The 15,892-nt window shown below is 66.3% G+C and carries 12 protein-coding genes and 2 pseudogenes; 2 read left to right on the top strand and 12 right to left on the bottom strand.

Going from position 1 to position 15,892, the window contains the following annotated elements:
• Positions 1-45 precede the first annotated feature (45 nt).
• The 7 genes from betA to NDY25_RS15135 form a co-directional block, all read right to left on the bottom strand.
• Positions 46-1,716 (bottom strand): choline dehydrogenase, encoded by a 1,671-nt coding sequence (gene betA / locus NDY25_RS15105; protein WP_168958285.1) that lies wholly within the window; start codon positions 1,714-1,716, stop codon positions 46-48.
• A 159-nt stretch (positions 1,717-1,875) separates the two neighbouring features.
• Entirely contained in the window at positions 1,876-3,348 is a 1,473-nt protein-coding gene (gene betB / locus NDY25_RS15110) for a betaine-aldehyde dehydrogenase (protein ID WP_168958214.1), read from the bottom strand.
• A gap of 40 nt (positions 3,349-3,388) precedes the next feature.
• Positions 3,389-5,368, bottom strand: a complete 1,980-nt coding sequence (gene betT / locus NDY25_RS15115; protein WP_168958215.1) for a choline BCCT transporter BetT — start codon at positions 5,366-5,368, stop codon at positions 3,389-3,391.
• Between the two features lie 136 nt (positions 5,369-5,504).
• Positions 5,505-6,242: an endonuclease/exonuclease/phosphatase family protein gene (locus tag NDY25_RS15120; protein WP_043889741.1), complete on the bottom strand. Its 738-nt coding sequence runs from the start codon at positions 6,240-6,242 to the stop codon at positions 5,505-5,507.
• Positions 6,243-6,291: 49 nt separating this feature from the next.
• On the bottom strand, positions 6,292-7,107 hold the full coding sequence (locus tag NDY25_RS15125; protein WP_168958216.1) for a thiol:disulfide interchange protein DsbA/DsbL: 816 nt from the start codon (positions 7,105-7,107) through the stop codon (positions 6,292-6,294).
• A 91-nt stretch (positions 7,108-7,198) separates the two neighbouring features.
• Positions 7,199-7,849, bottom strand: a complete 651-nt coding sequence (locus NDY25_RS15130; RefSeq protein WP_055824932.1) for a thiol:disulfide interchange protein DsbA/DsbL — start codon at positions 7,847-7,849, stop codon at positions 7,199-7,201.
• A gap of 93 nt (positions 7,850-7,942) precedes the next feature.
• Positions 7,943-8,743 (bottom strand): c-type cytochrome, encoded by an 801-nt coding sequence (locus NDY25_RS15135; protein WP_168958217.1) that lies wholly within the window; start codon positions 8,741-8,743, stop codon positions 7,943-7,945.
• A gap of 144 nt (positions 8,744-8,887) precedes the next feature.
• On the opposite strand from NDY25_RS15135, the gene yihA reads away from it, so the two are divergent.
• Positions 8,888-9,532: a ribosome biogenesis GTP-binding protein YihA/YsxC gene (gene yihA / locus NDY25_RS15140; RefSeq protein ID WP_256627548.1), complete on the top strand. Its 645-nt coding sequence runs from the start codon at positions 8,888-8,890 to the stop codon at positions 9,530-9,532.
• A gap of 129 nt (positions 9,533-9,661) precedes the next feature.
• On the opposite strand, the gene NDY25_RS15145 is transcribed toward yihA, so the two are convergent.
• Positions 9,662-10,642, bottom strand: a complete 981-nt coding sequence (locus NDY25_RS15145; protein ID WP_168958218.1) for an MBL fold metallo-hydrolase — start codon at positions 10,640-10,642, stop codon at positions 9,662-9,664.
• 104 nt (positions 10,643-10,746) lie between these two features.
• Complete coding sequence (locus tag NDY25_RS15150) at positions 10,747-11,583, bottom strand: helix-turn-helix transcriptional regulator (RefSeq protein WP_168958219.1); 837 nt, start codon at positions 11,581-11,583, stop codon at positions 10,747-10,749.
• Between the two features lie 365 nt (positions 11,584-11,948).
• Between NDY25_RS15150 and NDY25_RS15155 the strand changes: the two genes are divergently transcribed.
• Entirely contained in the window at positions 11,949-13,313 is a 1,365-nt protein-coding gene (locus NDY25_RS15155) for a glutamate--cysteine ligase (RefSeq protein WP_168958220.1), read from the top strand.
• A 248-nt stretch (positions 13,314-13,561) separates the two neighbouring features.
• Here NDY25_RS15155 and NDY25_RS15160 read toward each other — a convergent pair.
• The 3 genes and pseudogenes from NDY25_RS15160 to NDY25_RS15165 form a co-directional block, all read right to left on the bottom strand.
• A pseudogene (locus NDY25_RS15160) lies at positions 13,562-14,641 on the bottom strand (ATP-binding protein); the annotation flags it as partial.
• Positions 14,642-14,721: 80 nt separating this feature from the next.
• Positions 14,722-15,082: pseudogene (locus tag NDY25_RS23195) on the bottom strand (two-component sensor histidine kinase); the annotation flags it as partial.
• Positions 15,079-15,798, bottom strand: coding sequence for a response regulator (locus tag NDY25_RS15165; RefSeq protein WP_095575415.1), 720 nt, complete (start codon positions 15,796-15,798; stop codon positions 15,079-15,081). The gene NDY25_RS15165 and the pseudogene NDY25_RS23195, both read right to left, overlap by 4 nt.
• Positions 15,799-15,892 lie beyond the last annotated feature (94 nt).

Genomic DNA, 15,892 nt, shown 5'->3' on the forward strand with positions numbered 1-15,892 from the left:
GTTTAATCGCTCGGGCCATTAGTGTTAACAGGCCCTAAATGCAGATCACCCACGCACAGGCGCATCGCCCGCCACGTAGTAGTCCGCCGTACTGCGTGGCAATGGCGTGCGGCCACGCATGCGGTCGGCGATCTTCTCGGCGATCATGATCGTGGTGGCGTTGAGGTTGCCGGTGATGATGCGCGGCATGATCGAGGCATCGATCACGCGCAGGCCTTCCATGCCGTGCACGCGGCCCTGTCCATCGACCACCGCCATATCGTCGGTACCCATCGCGCAGGAGCAGGAGGGATGGTAGGCCGTCTCTGCACGCGCACGCACGAAGGCGTCGAGTTCGGCATCGGTCTTGCAGTCCGCGCTCGGGCTGATCTCGCGGCCGCGGTAAGCGTCGAGTGCGGGTTGGGCGATGATCTCGCGGGTGATGCGGATCGCATCGCGAAATTCCTGCCAATCCTGATCGGTGGATTGGTAGTTGAACAGGATCGACGGATGCTGGCGCGGGTCGCGCGATTTGGCATGCACGCGTCCACGGCTGGGCGTGCGCATCGAGCCCACATGCGCCTGGAAACCGTGTTCCTTCACCGCATTGCTTCCGTTGTAGTTGATCGCCACCGGTAGGAAGTGGTACTGAATGTTGGGCCAGTCGAATTCCTCGCGCGTGCGAATGAAACCGCCTGCTTCGAACTGATTGCTGGCACCGGTGCCGCTGCCGGCGAACAACCACTCCGCGCCGATCGCCGGTTGGTTCCACCATTGCAATGCCGGATACAACGACACCGGCTTGGTGCAGGCGTACTGGATGTAAACCTCCAGGTGATCCTGCAAGTTCTGGCCGACGCCCGGCAGATCGTGCACCAGTTGCACATCGAGTGCGCGCAATAGATCGGGCGCGCCGACACCTGAGCGTTGCAACAGCTGCGGCGATGCAATCGCGCCAGCGCACACCAATACTTCGCGGCGTGCACGCGCGTCGATGCCGTCGCTGCTGTTGCCGACCAGATAATGCACGCCGATCGCACGCTTGCCGGCAAACAGGATGCGATCGGTGGTGGCATGGGTGACGATGTGCAAGCCATCGCGCGGACGCGCCATGTCCAGATAGCCGCGCGCCGTGCTTGCGCGACGCCCTTGCGGCGTCACCGTGCGGTCCATCGGCCCGAAGCCTTCCTGCTGATAGCCGTTGAGGTCGTCGGTACGCGGGTACCCGGCCTGCACGCCGGCATCGACCATGGCCTGGAACAGCACGTTGTTGTCGTTCTTCGGCGTGGCCACGCTCACCGGGCCTTCGCCGCCGTGATAATCGTTTGCGCCGATGTCGCGCGTCTCGGCCTTGCGGAAGTACGGCAATACATCGCGGTAACTCCAGTCTTCCAGGCCCGGCCGCTTGGCCCAGTGGTCGAAATCCAGGGCATTGCCGCGGATGTAGCACATGCCGTTGATCAACGACGACCCGCCCAGCCCTTTGCCGCGGCCGCACTCCATGCGCCGGTTGTCCATATGCGGCTCCGGCTCGGTTTCATAGGCCCAGTTATAGCGGCGTCCCTGCAGCGGGAAGGCGAGTGCGGCCGGCATCTGGGTGCGGAAATCCAGCCGATAATCGGGCCCGCCGGCCTCCAGCAGCAACACGCTGACGCCCGGGTCTTCGGTCAGGCGCGCGGCCAGCACGTTGCCCGCCGAGCCGGCGCCGATGATGATGTAGTCGTATTCGCGTTGCATGGTGTTCTCCTGTTGCGGCGCCGGCTTGAAGCGGCTTTCAAAACGATTGCGCGGTGGGGCATCGATGCCTGTGCCCGAAACGGCAGCACTGCCCGCGCGCTGCGGCTTGTGCATGTCGCCGATGGTGCCGGCGACTGCCTGCCAGGTGGTGTCAGCCGCTCAAAACACCGACGCGTAGCGTTCCAGTTCGACCTGGACAGACTTGGTACGCGTGTAGGCCTGCAAGGTGGCCAGCCCGTTTTCGCGGCCCACACCGGATTGCTTGTAGCCACCAACCGGCATCGGTGCCGGCGATTCGCCCCAGGTGTTGATCCAGCAGATGCCCGCTTCCAGGCGATGAATCAGACGATGCGCGCGTGCAAGATCCGGCGTCACCACGCCTGCGGCCAGGCCGTACGTGGTGGCGTTTGCGCGTGTGATCGCTTCGTCCTCGTCGTCGTAGGTGAGCAGGCTCAAGACCGGCCCGAAGATTTCTTCGCGCACGATGGTCATCACGTCGGTGCAATCGCTGAAGATGGTCGGTGCGATGTAGCAGCCTTGTGCCAGCGCACCATCGCGCAGACGCTGCCCACCGCACAGCAAGCGCGCGCCTTCGGCCTTGCCTTGTTCGATGTAGTCCAGCACGCGCTGCATATGCGCGGCGCTGACCATCGGGCCGAAGGTGGTGCGCGCATCCAGCGGGTCGCCGATCTGGATGCGTTGCACGCGTGCCAGCAGCCGCGCTTCGAAGGCGTTGCGCAGCGCGCGCGGTACGAACACGCGCGTGCCATTGGTGCACACCTGCCCGGAACTGTAGAAGTTGGCCATCATGGCGATGTCGGCAGCCAGATCCAGATCGGCATCGGCGCAGACGATCAGCGGCGACTTGCCGCCCAGTTCCATGGTCACGTCTTTCAACGATGAACTCGATGCGCTGGCCATCACTTTGCGTCCGGTCGCGGTGCCGCCGGTGAAGCTGATCTTTTCGATCTGCGGATGTTCGGTGAGCGCGGTGCCCACACTGGCCCCGTCGCCGGGCAGCACGTTGAACACGCCATCGGGCAGGCCGGCTTCGGTGAAAATTTCAGCCAGCTTGAGTGCGGTCAGTGGCGTCACTTCGCTGGGTTTGAAGATCATTGCGTTGCCGGCCGCCAGTGCAGGTGCGGCCTTCCACAGCGCAATCTGGATCGGGTAATTCCACGCGCCGATCGCGCCCACCACGCCAAGTGGCTCGTGGCGCGTGTAGAAGAAGCTGCCTTCGCGCAACGGTACCTGCACGCCCTGCAGCGCGTGCGCCACGCCTGCGTAGTACTCCAGCACATCTGCGCCGGTGACGATGTCCACGCTGCGGGTTTCGCTCAGCGGCTTGCCGGTGTTGAGGGTTTCCAGTTCGGCCAGTGCGTCGTTGCGCTCGCGCAGCAACGCCACCGCGCGCAGCAGGATGCGCGAGCGTTCCACCGTGGTCAGTGCCGCCCATTGCTGTTGGCCGGCCTTGGCGCTATCTACCGCCGCGTCCAGATCGTCGGCGCCGGCGTTGTGCACATTGGCCAGCACTTCGCCGGTGGCAGGGTTGATGACCTCGAAGGTGTGACCGCCGCGGGCGGGAACATAACGGCCGCCGATATACAGCAACTGGTCGGGAAAACGTGGCATGACAAACCTCCTGTGGGGCGCACGCGGCAGCGGCGGCACCTCAGCGCGTGAGATGCAGAAACTGCAGATGGCGCTCGTATTGATCGATGATGTCGTTGATGATCTGCTCGCGGCTGTAACCGACCAGGTCGTAATCCTGGCTGCCTTCGTACAGATACACCTCGGCGCGGTAATAGCGTTGGTTGCGCAGGCGTTGCGCGGCGAACGAGGGCGTGAGGTAGCCGCGCATCACCACCTGGTAGCGGAAGCCTTGCTGCTCGCCGTGATCGACGCTGATTTCCATATCGTCGTCGTCCAGCCGGCTGCTGACCTGCCAGCCTTCTTCCTGCAGCTGTGTGGTGACCGCTTCGATCGCCGGCCGCACCTGGTCGTGCATGAAGCGATAGACCTCATCGCGCGCGGGGAAATGCATCGCCTGGCCCAGCCGCTGACGCCAGCCGCGGTGATTGCGCGATTGCCCGATCAACGGACTGGGGCTGTAGAGCTGCGCGCGTTTGCGTTGCGATTCTTCGCTGAGTGCGCGCGACAAGCCCCACGCCATCAGCAACAGCACGGCAGAGAACGGCAGCGAGGCCAGCACCACCGCTGATTTCAATGCGTCCATGCTGCCGGCAAGCAAGAGACCAGCGGTGACCACGGCGGTGAGCACGCCCCAGAACACGCGCAGCCAGCGCGGGCCATCGTCGTGCGGCTCGCCTCCATGCGAGGACAAGGTAGACAACACCACCGTGCCGGAATCGGCAGAGGTCACGAAGAACACGAAGCTGACCGCCACCGTCACCGTGATCACCGTGCGGCTCCACGGGTAGCCCTGCAGCAGCGAATACAGCACCGTCTGCGGGGCATCGATGGCCTGTTGCGCCAGTGCGCCCTGGCCGTGATGCAGCAACTGATCCAGCGCGCTGTTGCCGAAGATCGACAGCCACGCCAGCGTGAAGCCGAGCGGGATCAGCAACACCCCGAGCACGAACTCGCGAATGGTGCGCCCGCGCGAAATGCGCGCAATGAACAGCCCCACGAACGGTGCCCAGCCGATCCACCAGGCCCAATAGAACACCGTCCAGTTGCCCAGCCAATCGCTGCGCCCGCCGTAGGCATACACGTCGAAACTCTTGTTGACCACACTGCCCAGGTAGTCGCCCAGGTTCTGTATCAGCGCGTTGAGCAGATATTGCGTGGGGCCGGCAAACAGCATGAACAGCAGCAGCGCGATCGCCAGCAGCATGTTGATGTCCGACATCCAGCGCACGCCTTTTTCCACGCCGGACACCGCCACCAGAATGGCCGCGCCCATCATCGCCACGATCAACGCGACCTGCACCCAGTGCGTATGCGGCACATCGAACAAGGTGCTCAGCCCGGCATTGAGATGCAGCACGCCAAAGCCCATGTCCGCACCGATACCGAACACGGTGGCCACGATGCCCAGCGCATCCACGGTGTAACCGATCGGCCCGTTGATGCGCTTGCCGATCAGCGGATACAGCGCCGAGCGCAAGGCCAACGGCAAGTTGTGCCGGAACGCGAAGTAGGCCAGTGCCATCGCCGCCAGCGCGAACACGCCCCAGCCATGCAGGCCCCAATGCAGGAACAGCAACTGCATCGCCTGACGTGCGGAGGCTTCGCCGCTGCCGGTGCCGCTTTGTGGCGGTTGCAGATAATGGGTGAGCGGTTCGGAGACGCAGAAGAAGAACAAGGTGATGCTGATGCCGGCGGCGAACAGCATGCCCGCCCAGGAGAGATAGCTGAATTCCGGTTCGTCGTGGTCGGCGCCGAGCTTGATGTTGCCGTAGCTGGACAAGGCCACGCCGAGCACGAACACCAGGTACACCGTCATCGCCAGCAGGTAGTACCAGCCGACATTGCGCGAGGCCCAGGTCTGCGCATCCAGCAGCACGCGGCCTGCATCCAACGGAAACAACGACACCAGCAACGCAAACGTACAGACCACCGTTGCCGCCAACACGAATACCGGACGCAAGGTGCGCACCGGTGCCAGTTGCGGCTCTACCGCACTCATACCAGCGCACTCATAAGAGGCGTGTCACGGACTGTGCTCCCAACGAAAAACCGCCTGCGTTATCGCACAGGCGGTGTCGAGGGGGTGTCATCGGTCGAGTTCGCCTATGCGAACCCGTAGCCACTTTTCGCGGTATTCAACGCAGCAACTGGGTCGGCACGCGGATATCCATGCCAACCGCCAGATGATCTGAAAACGCGGCGGGAATCGCTTCGATGCGTTCGATCGTCAGACTGTCGCTGACCAGAATATGGTCGATCGCCCGATCCGGGCGCCAACTCGGAAAGGTGTGCACCTCGCAGCTCGGTGGCTGCAACCGCGTATGCCGATACAGCGCCTGCATCTCCGGCCGGTCGGCCATGCAATTGAAATCGCCCATCAACATCGCGTTGGGATGCTCGGACAACAGCTCGGCGATGAAGGCCAGTTGCGCCATGCGCGAATTGGCGCCCAGCGACAGATGTGCCACTGCCACCGCCAAGCCGTCGCGACCTTCGCCGAATTTGGCCAGCAGGATGCCGCGCCCGCCGATCCGGCCGGGCAGGGCGTGGTCCTGTACTTCCAGCGGTTGCAGCTTGCTGAGCAGCCCATTCGCGCTGGAGGCCACCCCGCCCATGCGGCGGTTGGGTTGGTGGCTCCAGTAATCGAAGCCGGCGCGCTCGGCCAGGTAGTGGGTCTGGTTGGTGAAGCCCGAGCGCAGGCTGCCCGGGTCCGCCTCCTGCAAGCCTACGATGTCGCGTTCGCCGGCCAGCTTGGCGATGCTGTCCAGGCTGGTGCGCTTGCTGCCCAGCGGCAGCGCGTGCGACCAGCTGCGCGTGACGTAATCGCTGTAACGGCGGGTGCTGGAGCCGGCCTGGATATTGGCGGTCAGCACCCGCAGGGTGCGCGAATCCGAAGCGTTCACTGGATGGCGATCGCTCGGGTCACTTGGCCAGCGTGGCGCGTTCGCGCGCGATCAGGTGATCGGCAATGCGCAACATGTCCGGGAAGCTCTGGCCCTTGACCAGGTACTTGCCGTTGACGATCAACGACGGGGTGCCGGTGAGCTTGCTGCGGGTGGCGAACTGCTTGGCGCGGTTGGTCTTGGCCGACACGCCGAAGCTGCTCATGGTGTCGATGAAGGTCTTCTGGTCCACGCCGTACTTGGCGTAGAACGCGGCGATGTCCTGCACCGAGTCCTTGCCGCGCTCGCCCTTGAGGGTCTGCTCGGTATGGATGGCCTTGTACAGCGCTTCGTGGGTCTTCTCCTGCACGCCCAGCGTTTCGGCGGCATAGAAGGCGCGGCCGTAGTCGTCCCACGGGCCACCGAACATCGCCGGCACGTAGACGAAATGCACGTCCGAGGGCAAACCGGCCTTCCACGGCCCGATCAGCGGCTGGAACGCATTGCAGGCAGGGCAGACATAGCCGAACACCTCGGCCACTTCGATCTTGCCGGCGGCCTGCTGGTACGGCTGGCCACCTTCGATATCCAGATAGTCGGTGCCGGCGACCGGCTCGGGGCCGTTCGGTGCACGCGGGGCGGCGCTGGGCGCGGCGGCGGGCGGTGTGCTGGCGCTCTCGCCGACGGCCGGCGGTGCGGCGGGGTCTGCGGCCGGCGTGGCAGCAGCCGGAGCAGTCGCGGTGTCAGCGGCCGGCGTGGCAGCGGCAGGTGCGGTGTCGGACGAACCGTCCTGGGCCTTGCAGGCGACCATGATCGGCAGCAGCGCCATCAGCGTCAGGGCGAAGCGGGTCTTCATCGGATTGGATCTCCAGCGTGGGGCGAGAAAAGGGCCGGACGGCCGCGGGGCGCATGATGCCACGGGCGGCCGTCGGTGGCGGTTACGCGGTTCAGCGCTTGGCAGGCGCAGCGTGCTCGCGGGCGATCAGATAGTCGGCCACGCGCAGCATGTCCGGGTAATTGCGCGCGCCGATCAGATAGCGCCCGTTGATGATGATGGCCGGGGTGCCGGGGAGCTTGCTGCGCTTGGCGAAGTCGCGCGCGGCATCAAGCTTGGCGTCCACCGCCGCGCTCTTGTAGGTCTCGACGAAGCGCTGCTGCGGCACGCCGTAGTCGGCGTAGAACGCCGCCAGTTCTTCCGGTGCCACGTTCTGCGAGGGCACGCTCTGCTTTTCGTGGATCGCCTCGAACATGGCGCGATGGCTGCGCTTGGCCACGCCCAGGATGTCGGCGGCAAAGTAGGCGCGCGCGAATGCATCCCAGAACCCGCCGAATGCCGCCGGCACCGGGGTGAAGCGCACATAGGACGGCTGCTTGGCCACCCAGGCCTCCAGGGTTGGCTCGAAGTGCGCGCAGTGCGGGCAGGTGTAGCCGAACACCTCGGTCACTTCGACCTTGCCGGCCAGCGGCGCGTACGGCTGGCCGCCGTCGATCACGATGTAGTCGTCGCCTTCGACCGGCGGTGCGTTCTTGTCGGCGGCGCAGGCCGCCAGCGGCAGCAGGATCAACAACAGCAGGGACAGACGGGAAAACAGCTTCATGCAGGCTCCGTGGGGATATGGGGAGGACGGGAAACGACGACGCCGGTCGCGGGACCGGCGTCGTGAAGCGGTGTGGCAGCCGTAGCGTTCAACTCATGAGCGTGCGGGCGTCCCGGCAGCGGGTGCTTGCGCGGCGGCCGCATCGTCGGCGCGGTCGTGCAGACCTTGCAGGTAGCTGGCCAGTGCCTGGATCTCCTGCTCGGTCAGCGGGTGCGCTACCTGCGCCATGATATTGAACAGCGCCGGGTTGCGCTCCTGGGTGGTGCCGGCCTGGTATTCCTTCAGGCGCCGTGCCACGTACTCGGCATGCTGGCCGCCCAGGCGCGGATACGCCGGGCCCGGATTGCCGCTGCCGGACGGGCCATGGCAGGCCATGCAGGCCGGCACGCCGCGTGCGATGTCGCCACCGCGGTAAAGCTTCTCGCCAACCTCGTAAAACTTCAGGCCCTGGTACGGCCCCTCGTTGACCACCGCATCGTCGGCCACCCCGGCGGCAGACTTCTGGGTGGCGAAGTAGGCGCCCAGGTCGCGCATGTCCTGCGCAGAGAGGTCCTTGACGAACGGCACCATCACCGCCGCCATGCCGCTATTGCGCTCGCCGCTGGCGATCAGGGCCACTTGATGCGCCACGTAGCGCTCGGTCTGGCCGGCGATGCGCGGGTAGATGGCGACGGCCGGGTTGCCGTCCGGGCCATGGCAGGCCGCGCAGGCAGCGGCCTTGGTCTGGCCGGCCTTGGCATCGCCCCAGGTGGTCTTGGACAGGTCCACCTCCAACGGCGCAACGCGCACAGGTGGCGGATCGGGGATCGGCGTCACCGCCGATTGCGCAAACGCCACGGCGGCAATAACCGGCACGGCGAGGGCGGCGAGGACAAGCACACGAGCATGGCGCATCAGCTAAAGCTCCGTATGGACCCGACCTGCGCGCGTTTGATGCTGGCTGTGGCAGGCGTGCTTCGATTATCGACACGCCTTTGCGCCAGGGTCAACGAACAGTGCAGCAAAACCGCCGGGCGCCGAACGTGCGATCCTAGGGGGATGTCGCTCCTTATCGAACAAGCCCGCTACCACCTGTCCGCCCATAACGCCCGGCAATTGCCGGACGATGGCGGCTACGAGGTCGCCTTCGCCGGCCGCTCAAACGCCGGAAAATCCAGCGCGCTCAACGCGCTGACCCGCCAGAACGCGCTCGCCCGTGTGTCCAAGACCCCTGGTCGTACCCAGCAGTTGGTGTTCTTCCAGATCCAGCCCGAGCGCTGCCTGGTGGATCTGCCCGGTTACGGCTACGCCAAGGTGCCGCAGGATCTGCAGGCGCACTGGCAGGCCTTCATCGACCGCTATTTCCGCACCCGCGAAGCCTTGCGCGGGTTGGTGGTGGTGATGGACATCCGCCACCCGCTCAAGGATTACGACCTGCAGATGCTCGGCTATGCCGCCGAACGCGGCCTGCCCGCGCACGGGTTGCTGACCAAGGCCGACAAGCTCGGCCGTGGCCAGCAGATGCAGACCCTGCAGAAGGTCAAGAAAGAAGTGACCTCGCGCTTTGGCGACAGCGTGACCGTGCAGACCTACTCCGGCGAATCGCGCCAGGGCGTGGACGAACTGCGCGGCATCGTCGGCGGCTGGCTGGGCCTGGATGGCGCGCCGCCTGCAGCGGAGGGTGAGCCGGGCCGGGCGCCATGACGCCTGGCCCTGCGGGCAGTCCACAACGGCGAGCCAGGGCTCGCCGTTTTCATTTGCGGCATCGGTATCGGGGCCGGGCGACGCCGGGCTGCGCTGCGGGACAGGGACCTTGCCTGGGTGCCCCATCGCTCAAGGCGTCGCCGGCACGGGGCCGAATTCGGTCGGCACCCAGGCGAACGCGTTGCCCTCGCGGCGCACGTGGCCCAGGCCCGGAAACGGCAGATGCGCGCCGGCCACCCACCAACGGCCGTCGGCCGCCTGCGCCAGCATGCTGCGACGTGAGGCAATGGCCTTGCTGCGGTTGCTGTCGGCCTCGAACGATGCATCCGGCTGGGCAAACTGCACCGCGTGGTAGTGCAACACATCGCCCCACACCAGCAGCGTGTTGCCGGCGCCGCCGTCAAAGCGATACGACACGTGGCCGGGCGTGTGGCCCTGGCTGTCCAGGGCAGTGATGCCGGCCGGCAATGCGGTCTTGCCCGGCTGGAAACGGCGCAGCCGACCCTGGGCCTGATAGGGCGCTGCCGCCGCGCGCGCCAGCGGAAAGGCGAACTGCAGCATCGGCGCGGCACCGGCCTCCGAAGCGGGATCCAGCCAGTACGCGGCATCGGCGTCGGACAGCCACACCGTGGCGTTGGGAAATGCCGGGGTGCCCTGCGCACCGAGCAGGCCGCACAGGTGGTCCGGATGCGCGTGGGTGAGCAGCACATCGTCGACCTGGGCCGGGTCGTAGCCGGCGGCGCGCAGGTTGGTCAGCACTTGGCCCAGGCCGGGGCCAAGGCACTGGGCAGTGCCGGTATCGACCAGGCTGAGGTGGCTGCCGTCCTGGATCAGATAGGCGTTGACTGCCGTCTGCAGGCCCTTGTCGTCTTCGGGCACGTAGCCCTGCGCGAGCAGGCGATCGCGCTCTGCCGTGTCCACATTGGACAGCTGTTGACGCGTCAATGCGACGCTGCCGTCGAACAACGCAGTGACGCGCAGCGTGCCGATGCGCTGCAGGTAAAAGCCGGGAACCTGTGCATGGGTGGACGCGGGCGCAGCGGCGTGCGCCAGCGTGGCGCTTGCGGCGAGCAATAGCGGCGCCAGCGAACGCAGTAAGGAAACAGACATGAGCAACTCCAGGGCAGGCGGCAACCGCCGCGATGTCGCCATGCTGGCGGCAGCGACTTGCGCGATTCGCTCATTGCGCTGCGCGAAGCGCTCGCTGCAGCGATCTAGCGGCTGTTGCCGATGCTGGCCGGATCCAGCCCGTAACGCTGCTGGAAGCGCTGACTGAAGCTGCGGGTGGAGCGATAGCCTGCACGCGCGGCCACGGTCTTGAGCGGCCAGCGTGTGGTGTAGAGCAGGGCCATCGCATGCGCGAGCCGCGCGTCGGTGATCAGCTCGCGCAGCGAGCAGTGTTCTGCGGCCAGATGCCGGCGCAAGGTGGCACCACTGATGCCCAGGCTGTCTTCGACATCGCGTGAGCGCCAAGCCCGCTGTGGCTGCGCGGTGATCAACGTGCGCACCTGCGAGGCGAGACTTGGTGCGGGCGGCAACAGCAGGCCGCCGTGACCACGGCGGCACAAGCTGATCACCAGCGAGGCCAGCGCCAGGCGTGCTTCGGTATACAGGCCGTGTTGCAGCGCATCGCGCCATTGCCGCAGCGTCGGGCCGAAATCGATCGCCGGCAGCCGCGCGATGTCGTCGCCGGCCTCGGGTAGCGGCTCGTTCCACAACGCGCGCGCAGCAGCAAGCGCCTCTTCGCAGAGTGGCACCACCGCGCTCAGGTAGAGCCCGGTTAGCGGGTCGGGCGTGTTGATCACATCGATCCGGCAATGGCGCGTCACCAGGAACAGATCGCCCGGCACGAACTCCAGCGATTGGGTTGCGGTCCGCACGTGTTTGCGGCCCTGCAGCAGAATCGCAAATTGCGCCTGGGTCAGGTCCACCGAGCGCGCGCCGTGTGCGCGCCGCGCGCTCACGCAGGCAAAGCCTTCGGCGCGCTCGCAGTGCATCAGGCTGGCCATCTGCGCAAGCAGGGCGTCGGTGGGTGTGGGCGCAACAGTCATGGCCGGGCGATGCTACAGGATCGTGTACGCATGTCTTTGGCTGGAACAGCGCCGCGGTTGCCGCGCTATTGCACGCATGGATGCTGGCCTCGCATGGCCATCTGGCATCTTGAGGGCTGCGGCGCTGCCGGACCTTGACCAGCCCCGGTCATGCCTGCGCTTGTCGCTGTGTGCGTGAAGTCCCGGCAGGTGATGCCAGCGCGACGGTGGGCGTTCGCCTGCATCTGCATGCAGTAAGCATGGATGGAAATCTAAGACCCGGCCGATGGCGGCAATTCTTCCATGTTGGGCGGTTATAGTGCGGGCCTTGCGGTGGCTGGGGAGGATCCCCACATCGTTCCCCTTTCATCTCTGCGAGCCTGCCCTTGTCGAGTCCCAGCCACGTTGCCGAAACGCCGATCACCGAACGCGCGGAGCTGGTCCAGGTGCTTGCCTCTGGCGAGAAGCCCAGCGCGGACTGGCGGATCGGCACCGAGCACGAAAAGTTCGGCTTCCAGCTCGACGACCTGCGCGCGCCCACCTTTGAAGGCGCGCGCGGCATCCAGGCGCTGCTGACCGGCTTGACCCGCTTCGGCTGGGAGCCGGTGCAGGAAAACGGCCACACCATCGCGCTGCTGCGCGACGGCGCCTCGGTGACGCTGGAGCCGGCCGGGCAGCTGGAACTCTCCGGCGCAGCGGTCGAGACCCTGCATCACACCTGCGTGGAAACCGGCACCCATCTGGACGAAGTGGCGCAGGTTGCCGGCGAGTTGCAGTTGGGGTTCCTGGGCATGGGTTTCCAGCCGAAGTGGCGCCGCGACCAGATGCCGTGGATGCCCAAGGGTCGCTACCAGATCATGAAGAACTACATGCCCAAGGTCGGCTCGCTCGGCCTGGACATGATGACGCGCACCTGCACGGTGCAGGTCAATCTGGATTACGCCACCGAAGCGGACATGGTGAAGAAGTTCCGCGTGTCGCTGGCGCTGCAGCCGATCGCCACCGCATTGTTCGCCGATTCGCCGTTCACCGAAGGCAAGCCCAACGGGTACCTCAGCTACCGCTCGCACATCTGGACCGACACCGACGCCGATCGCACCGGCATGCTGGACTTCGTATTCGAAGACGGCTTCAGCTACGAGCGCTACGTCGATTATCTGCTCGATGTGCCGATGTATTTTTCTTACCGCGACGGTGTGTATGTCGATGCCAGCGGGCAGAGCTTTCGCGATTTCATGCAAGGCAAGCTGCCGGCATTGCCGGGTGCATTGCCGACGCTGCGCGATTGGTCGGACCACATGACCACCGCGTTCCCGGAAGTGCGTTTGAAAAAGTATCTGGAAATGCGCGGCGCCGATGCCGGCCCGTGGGACCGCCTGTGCGCGCTGTCGGCGTTCTGGGTGGGGCTGCTATACGACGACACCGCGCTGGATGCGGCCTGGGATCTGGTCAAGGACTTCAGCCCCACCGAGCGTCATGCGCTGCGCGATGGTGTGCCAAAGCATGCGCTCGGGCTGCCGTTCCGTCACGGCACGGTGCGCGATTTGGCCGTGGAAGCGGTCAAGATCGCGCGCGAAGGCCTGCGTCGGCGGGCGCGCTTGAATGCCGACGATCAGGACGAAACCGGCTTTGTGGATGTGATCGCCGAGATCGCCGAAAGCGGTGTCACCGCCGCCGAGCGCAAGCTGGCGCTGTATCACGGTGCATGGAACGGCGATATCGATCGGGTGTTCCGCGAGTTTGCGTACTGAGTGAGTAAGCGTGGGTTGAAGGGCTGCGGTGGGTTGCCGATGTGGCGCGCCGCTGCAGTTCTGCCCGACTTGACCTGAGTGCGATGAGGCGCCATTAGCTGCCGCCTCATCGCGCATGCGGTGCTCCGGCGACCTCCCGTCGCGGCGATCTCGGTAGCGTGACACGCAGGCGATGGCATCACGCGCGCGCTGCCGCACTCGCAATCAGAGCGTCCGGGTCCGGTAAAGACCCTCGATCCGATCCAGGCTTAGCGCCGTTCCGGCATGCACGGCAGGCGCACCGTCACCCGCAGACCGCCGCCAGCACGGTTGTCCAGGCGCAGATCGCCGCCATGCGCCAGCACGATGCTGTGCGCCACTGACAAGCCCAGCCCGATGCCGCCGGTATCGCGGTTGCGCGAGGACTCGCCACGTACGAACGGCAACAGCAACTGTTCGCGCTGGGTCGGGTCGATGCCGGGGCCGTCGTCGTCGATCCACAGCACGCCGTCTTCGCCGTCACGCTGCAGTTGCAGGCGCGCACGCTTCCCGTATTTCAGCGCGTTCTCCAGCAGGTTCATCACTGCGCGCCGCAAGGCCAGCGGGTCGCCGTCCAGGGTGATTTCCGGACCGGGCAACAGCTCGGCGTCGGCACCGATGTCGGTGGCGTTGTCGACCACGCTTTCCACCAGCAGGCGCAGATCCAGCGGCGCGCGTTCGCCGCGGTGGCGATCGTTCTGGATGAAATCCAGCGCGGCGGAAATCATCGCCTTCATCTCGTCGATGTCGGCCAGTGCCTTGTCGCGTAGCGGTGGCTGCAGGCCGTCCAGGCGGAACGACAGGCGCGCCAGCGGCGTGCGCAAGTCGTGCGCGATCGCCGCCACCATGTGGGTGCGCTCGTTGATCAGGCGGTTCAGGCGCGCCTGCATCGCATTGAACGAGTCGGCCGCGCGCACGATCTCCGGCGGGCCGCTGCGTTGCAGTGCGGCGGCATCCGGGTTGCGGCCCAGCCGGTCGGCGGCTTCGGCAAAGCGCTTGATCGGCGCCGACAGCGCACGCGAGAACCACCACGCCAGCGGCACGTTGGCCAGCAGGCCGGCCAGGAACAGCAGCACCACGTGGGTCTTGAACTCGGCCGACAGCCGCCGTGGCGGCGATTCCACCGTGCGCCAGCGGCCATCGGGCTGCTGCAGCGCGGCGGTGAAGCCGTCCAGCAGTGGCATGCCCGGGGTCAGGCGCTCGCTTTCCCAGGCGCCGGGGGTGTCGTCCGGGCGCAGTCCGTTGCCGAACGGCGAGGCGCCAGGGTGGCGATCGCGCGGCCAGTCGCCTGGTGCCGGCGGCGATCTCTGCAAGGCATCGCGGCGATTGCCGTCAGCGCTGCCATCGCCGTCGTTGGCCTCGGACGCCTGCGCTTGGCCCGGCATGCGCGGCGGCCGCGACATGCCGACGCGCGGGCCCGGGCGATCGTCGGCGCTGCGGTAGAAGCGCACGCGCTGCTCGGGCACATCCAGCCAATGCGCCAGCAGCATTTCGGCGAACGCATCGCGCACCTGGCCGGTCGGCGGCACCGGGGACTGCGTGGACTCGCGCACCGTCAAGGTCTGGGTACCGGCCGGCATGCGCGTGGACAGCAGCGCCACCACCTCCGGCGGATGCACCGGCGGCTCGTAGACCGGCGTGCGCATCACCAGCAGGGCGATGCCCACCGCCTGGGCGGTGAGCAGGGCCACCGCCAGCAACACGAAGGTCCGCGCAAAGATCGACAGCCCGCGACGTGCCGGGTTGCTCACAGACGCGAGACGCCCGGCAGCAGCATGTAGCCTTCGTTACGCACGGTGCGAATCAGCTCGGTATGCACGCGCTCGTTGATCTTGCGGCGCAGCCGGCTGATCTGGCTGTCGATGGCGCGGTCGTAGACATCGGTATCGCGGCCGCGCGCATAGTCCAGCAGCTGGTCGCGGCTCAGCACCCGCTGCGGATGCTCGACGAAGGTGCGCAGCAGCGCGAACTCGCCGTCGGAGAGGTTGATGAAGATGCCGGTGGGGTCGCGCAGGTCGCGGCGCACCACATCCAGCCGCCAGCCGGCGAACTCGTAGACGTTGCCGCGGTGGTCGGCCTGCTCGTTGCTGGCCTGGCTGCGGCGCAGCAGGGCGCGCACCCGCGCCAGCAATTCGCGTGGATTGCAGGGTTTGGCCAGGTAATCGTCGGCGCCCACTTCCAGGCCGATGATGCGGTCGGTGTCGTTGCCCAACGCGCTGAGCATGATGACCGCGGGTGAACCGCGCTCGCTGGCCAGGGCCCGGGCCGCGCTCAGCCCGTCTTCTCCGGGCATCATCACGTCGAGTACGATGAGGTCCGGGCGGCGCTGCGCGATGCTCTTGCGCATCTCCGCCACGTTTTCGGCAACGTCCACCTGGTAGCCGTGGGCGCTCAGGAACTCGCCGATCAGCTTGCGCAGGTCCGGGTCGTCGTCAACCACAAGAACGCAGGGTTGTTGTAGGTCCATGGAGGTCATCGTCGGTGGCGCGGATGTTTGGCCGCGCAGGGTGGTGGCTACCGGATACATGGTGCTCGCAGTTGCAAGGCTGGAGCACGCATCA

This window comes from Xanthomonas hortorum pv. pelargonii (assembly GCF_024499015.1).
GTDB classification, from domain to species: Bacteria; Pseudomonadota; Gammaproteobacteria; order Xanthomonadales; family Xanthomonadaceae; genus Xanthomonas; species Xanthomonas hortorum_B.

What these genes read in the sequence shown, in the direction of transcription:
- betA (WP_168958285.1), bottom strand. Translation starts at nt 1,716, where the DNA reads ATGCAACGCGAATACGACTACATCATCATCGGCGCCGGCTCGGCGGGC.
- betB (WP_168958214.1), bottom strand. Translation starts at nt 3,348, where the DNA reads ATGCCACGTTTTCCCGACCAGTTGCTGTATATCGGCGGCCGTTATGTT.
- betT (WP_168958215.1), bottom strand. Translation starts at nt 5,368, where the DNA reads ATGAGTGCGGTAGAGCCGCAACTGGCACCGGTGCGCACCTTGCGTCCG.
- NDY25_RS15125 (WP_168958216.1), bottom strand. Translation starts at nt 7,107, where the DNA reads ATGAAGACCCGCTTCGCCCTGACGCTGATGGCGCTGCTGCCGATCATG.
- NDY25_RS15130 (WP_055824932.1), bottom strand. Translation starts at nt 7,849, where the DNA reads ATGAAGCTGTTTTCCCGTCTGTCCCTGCTGTTGTTGATCCTGCTGCCG.
- NDY25_RS15135 (WP_168958217.1), bottom strand. Translation starts at nt 8,743, where the DNA reads ATGCGCCATGCTCGTGTGCTTGTCCTCGCCGCCCTCGCCGTGCCGGTT.
- yihA (WP_256627548.1), top strand. Translation starts at nt 8,888, where the DNA reads ATGTCGCTCCTTATCGAACAAGCCCGCTACCACCTGTCCGCCCATAAC.
- NDY25_RS15145 (WP_168958218.1), bottom strand. Translation starts at nt 10,642, where the DNA reads ATGTCTGTTTCCTTACTGCGTTCGCTGGCGCCGCTATTGCTCGCCGCA.
- NDY25_RS15150 (WP_168958219.1), bottom strand. Translation starts at nt 11,583, where the DNA reads ATGACTGTTGCGCCCACACCCACCGACGCCCTGCTTGCGCAGATGGCC.
- NDY25_RS15165 (WP_095575415.1), bottom strand. Translation starts at nt 15,798, where the DNA reads ATGGACCTACAACAACCCTGCGTTCTTGTGGTTGACGACGACCCGGAC.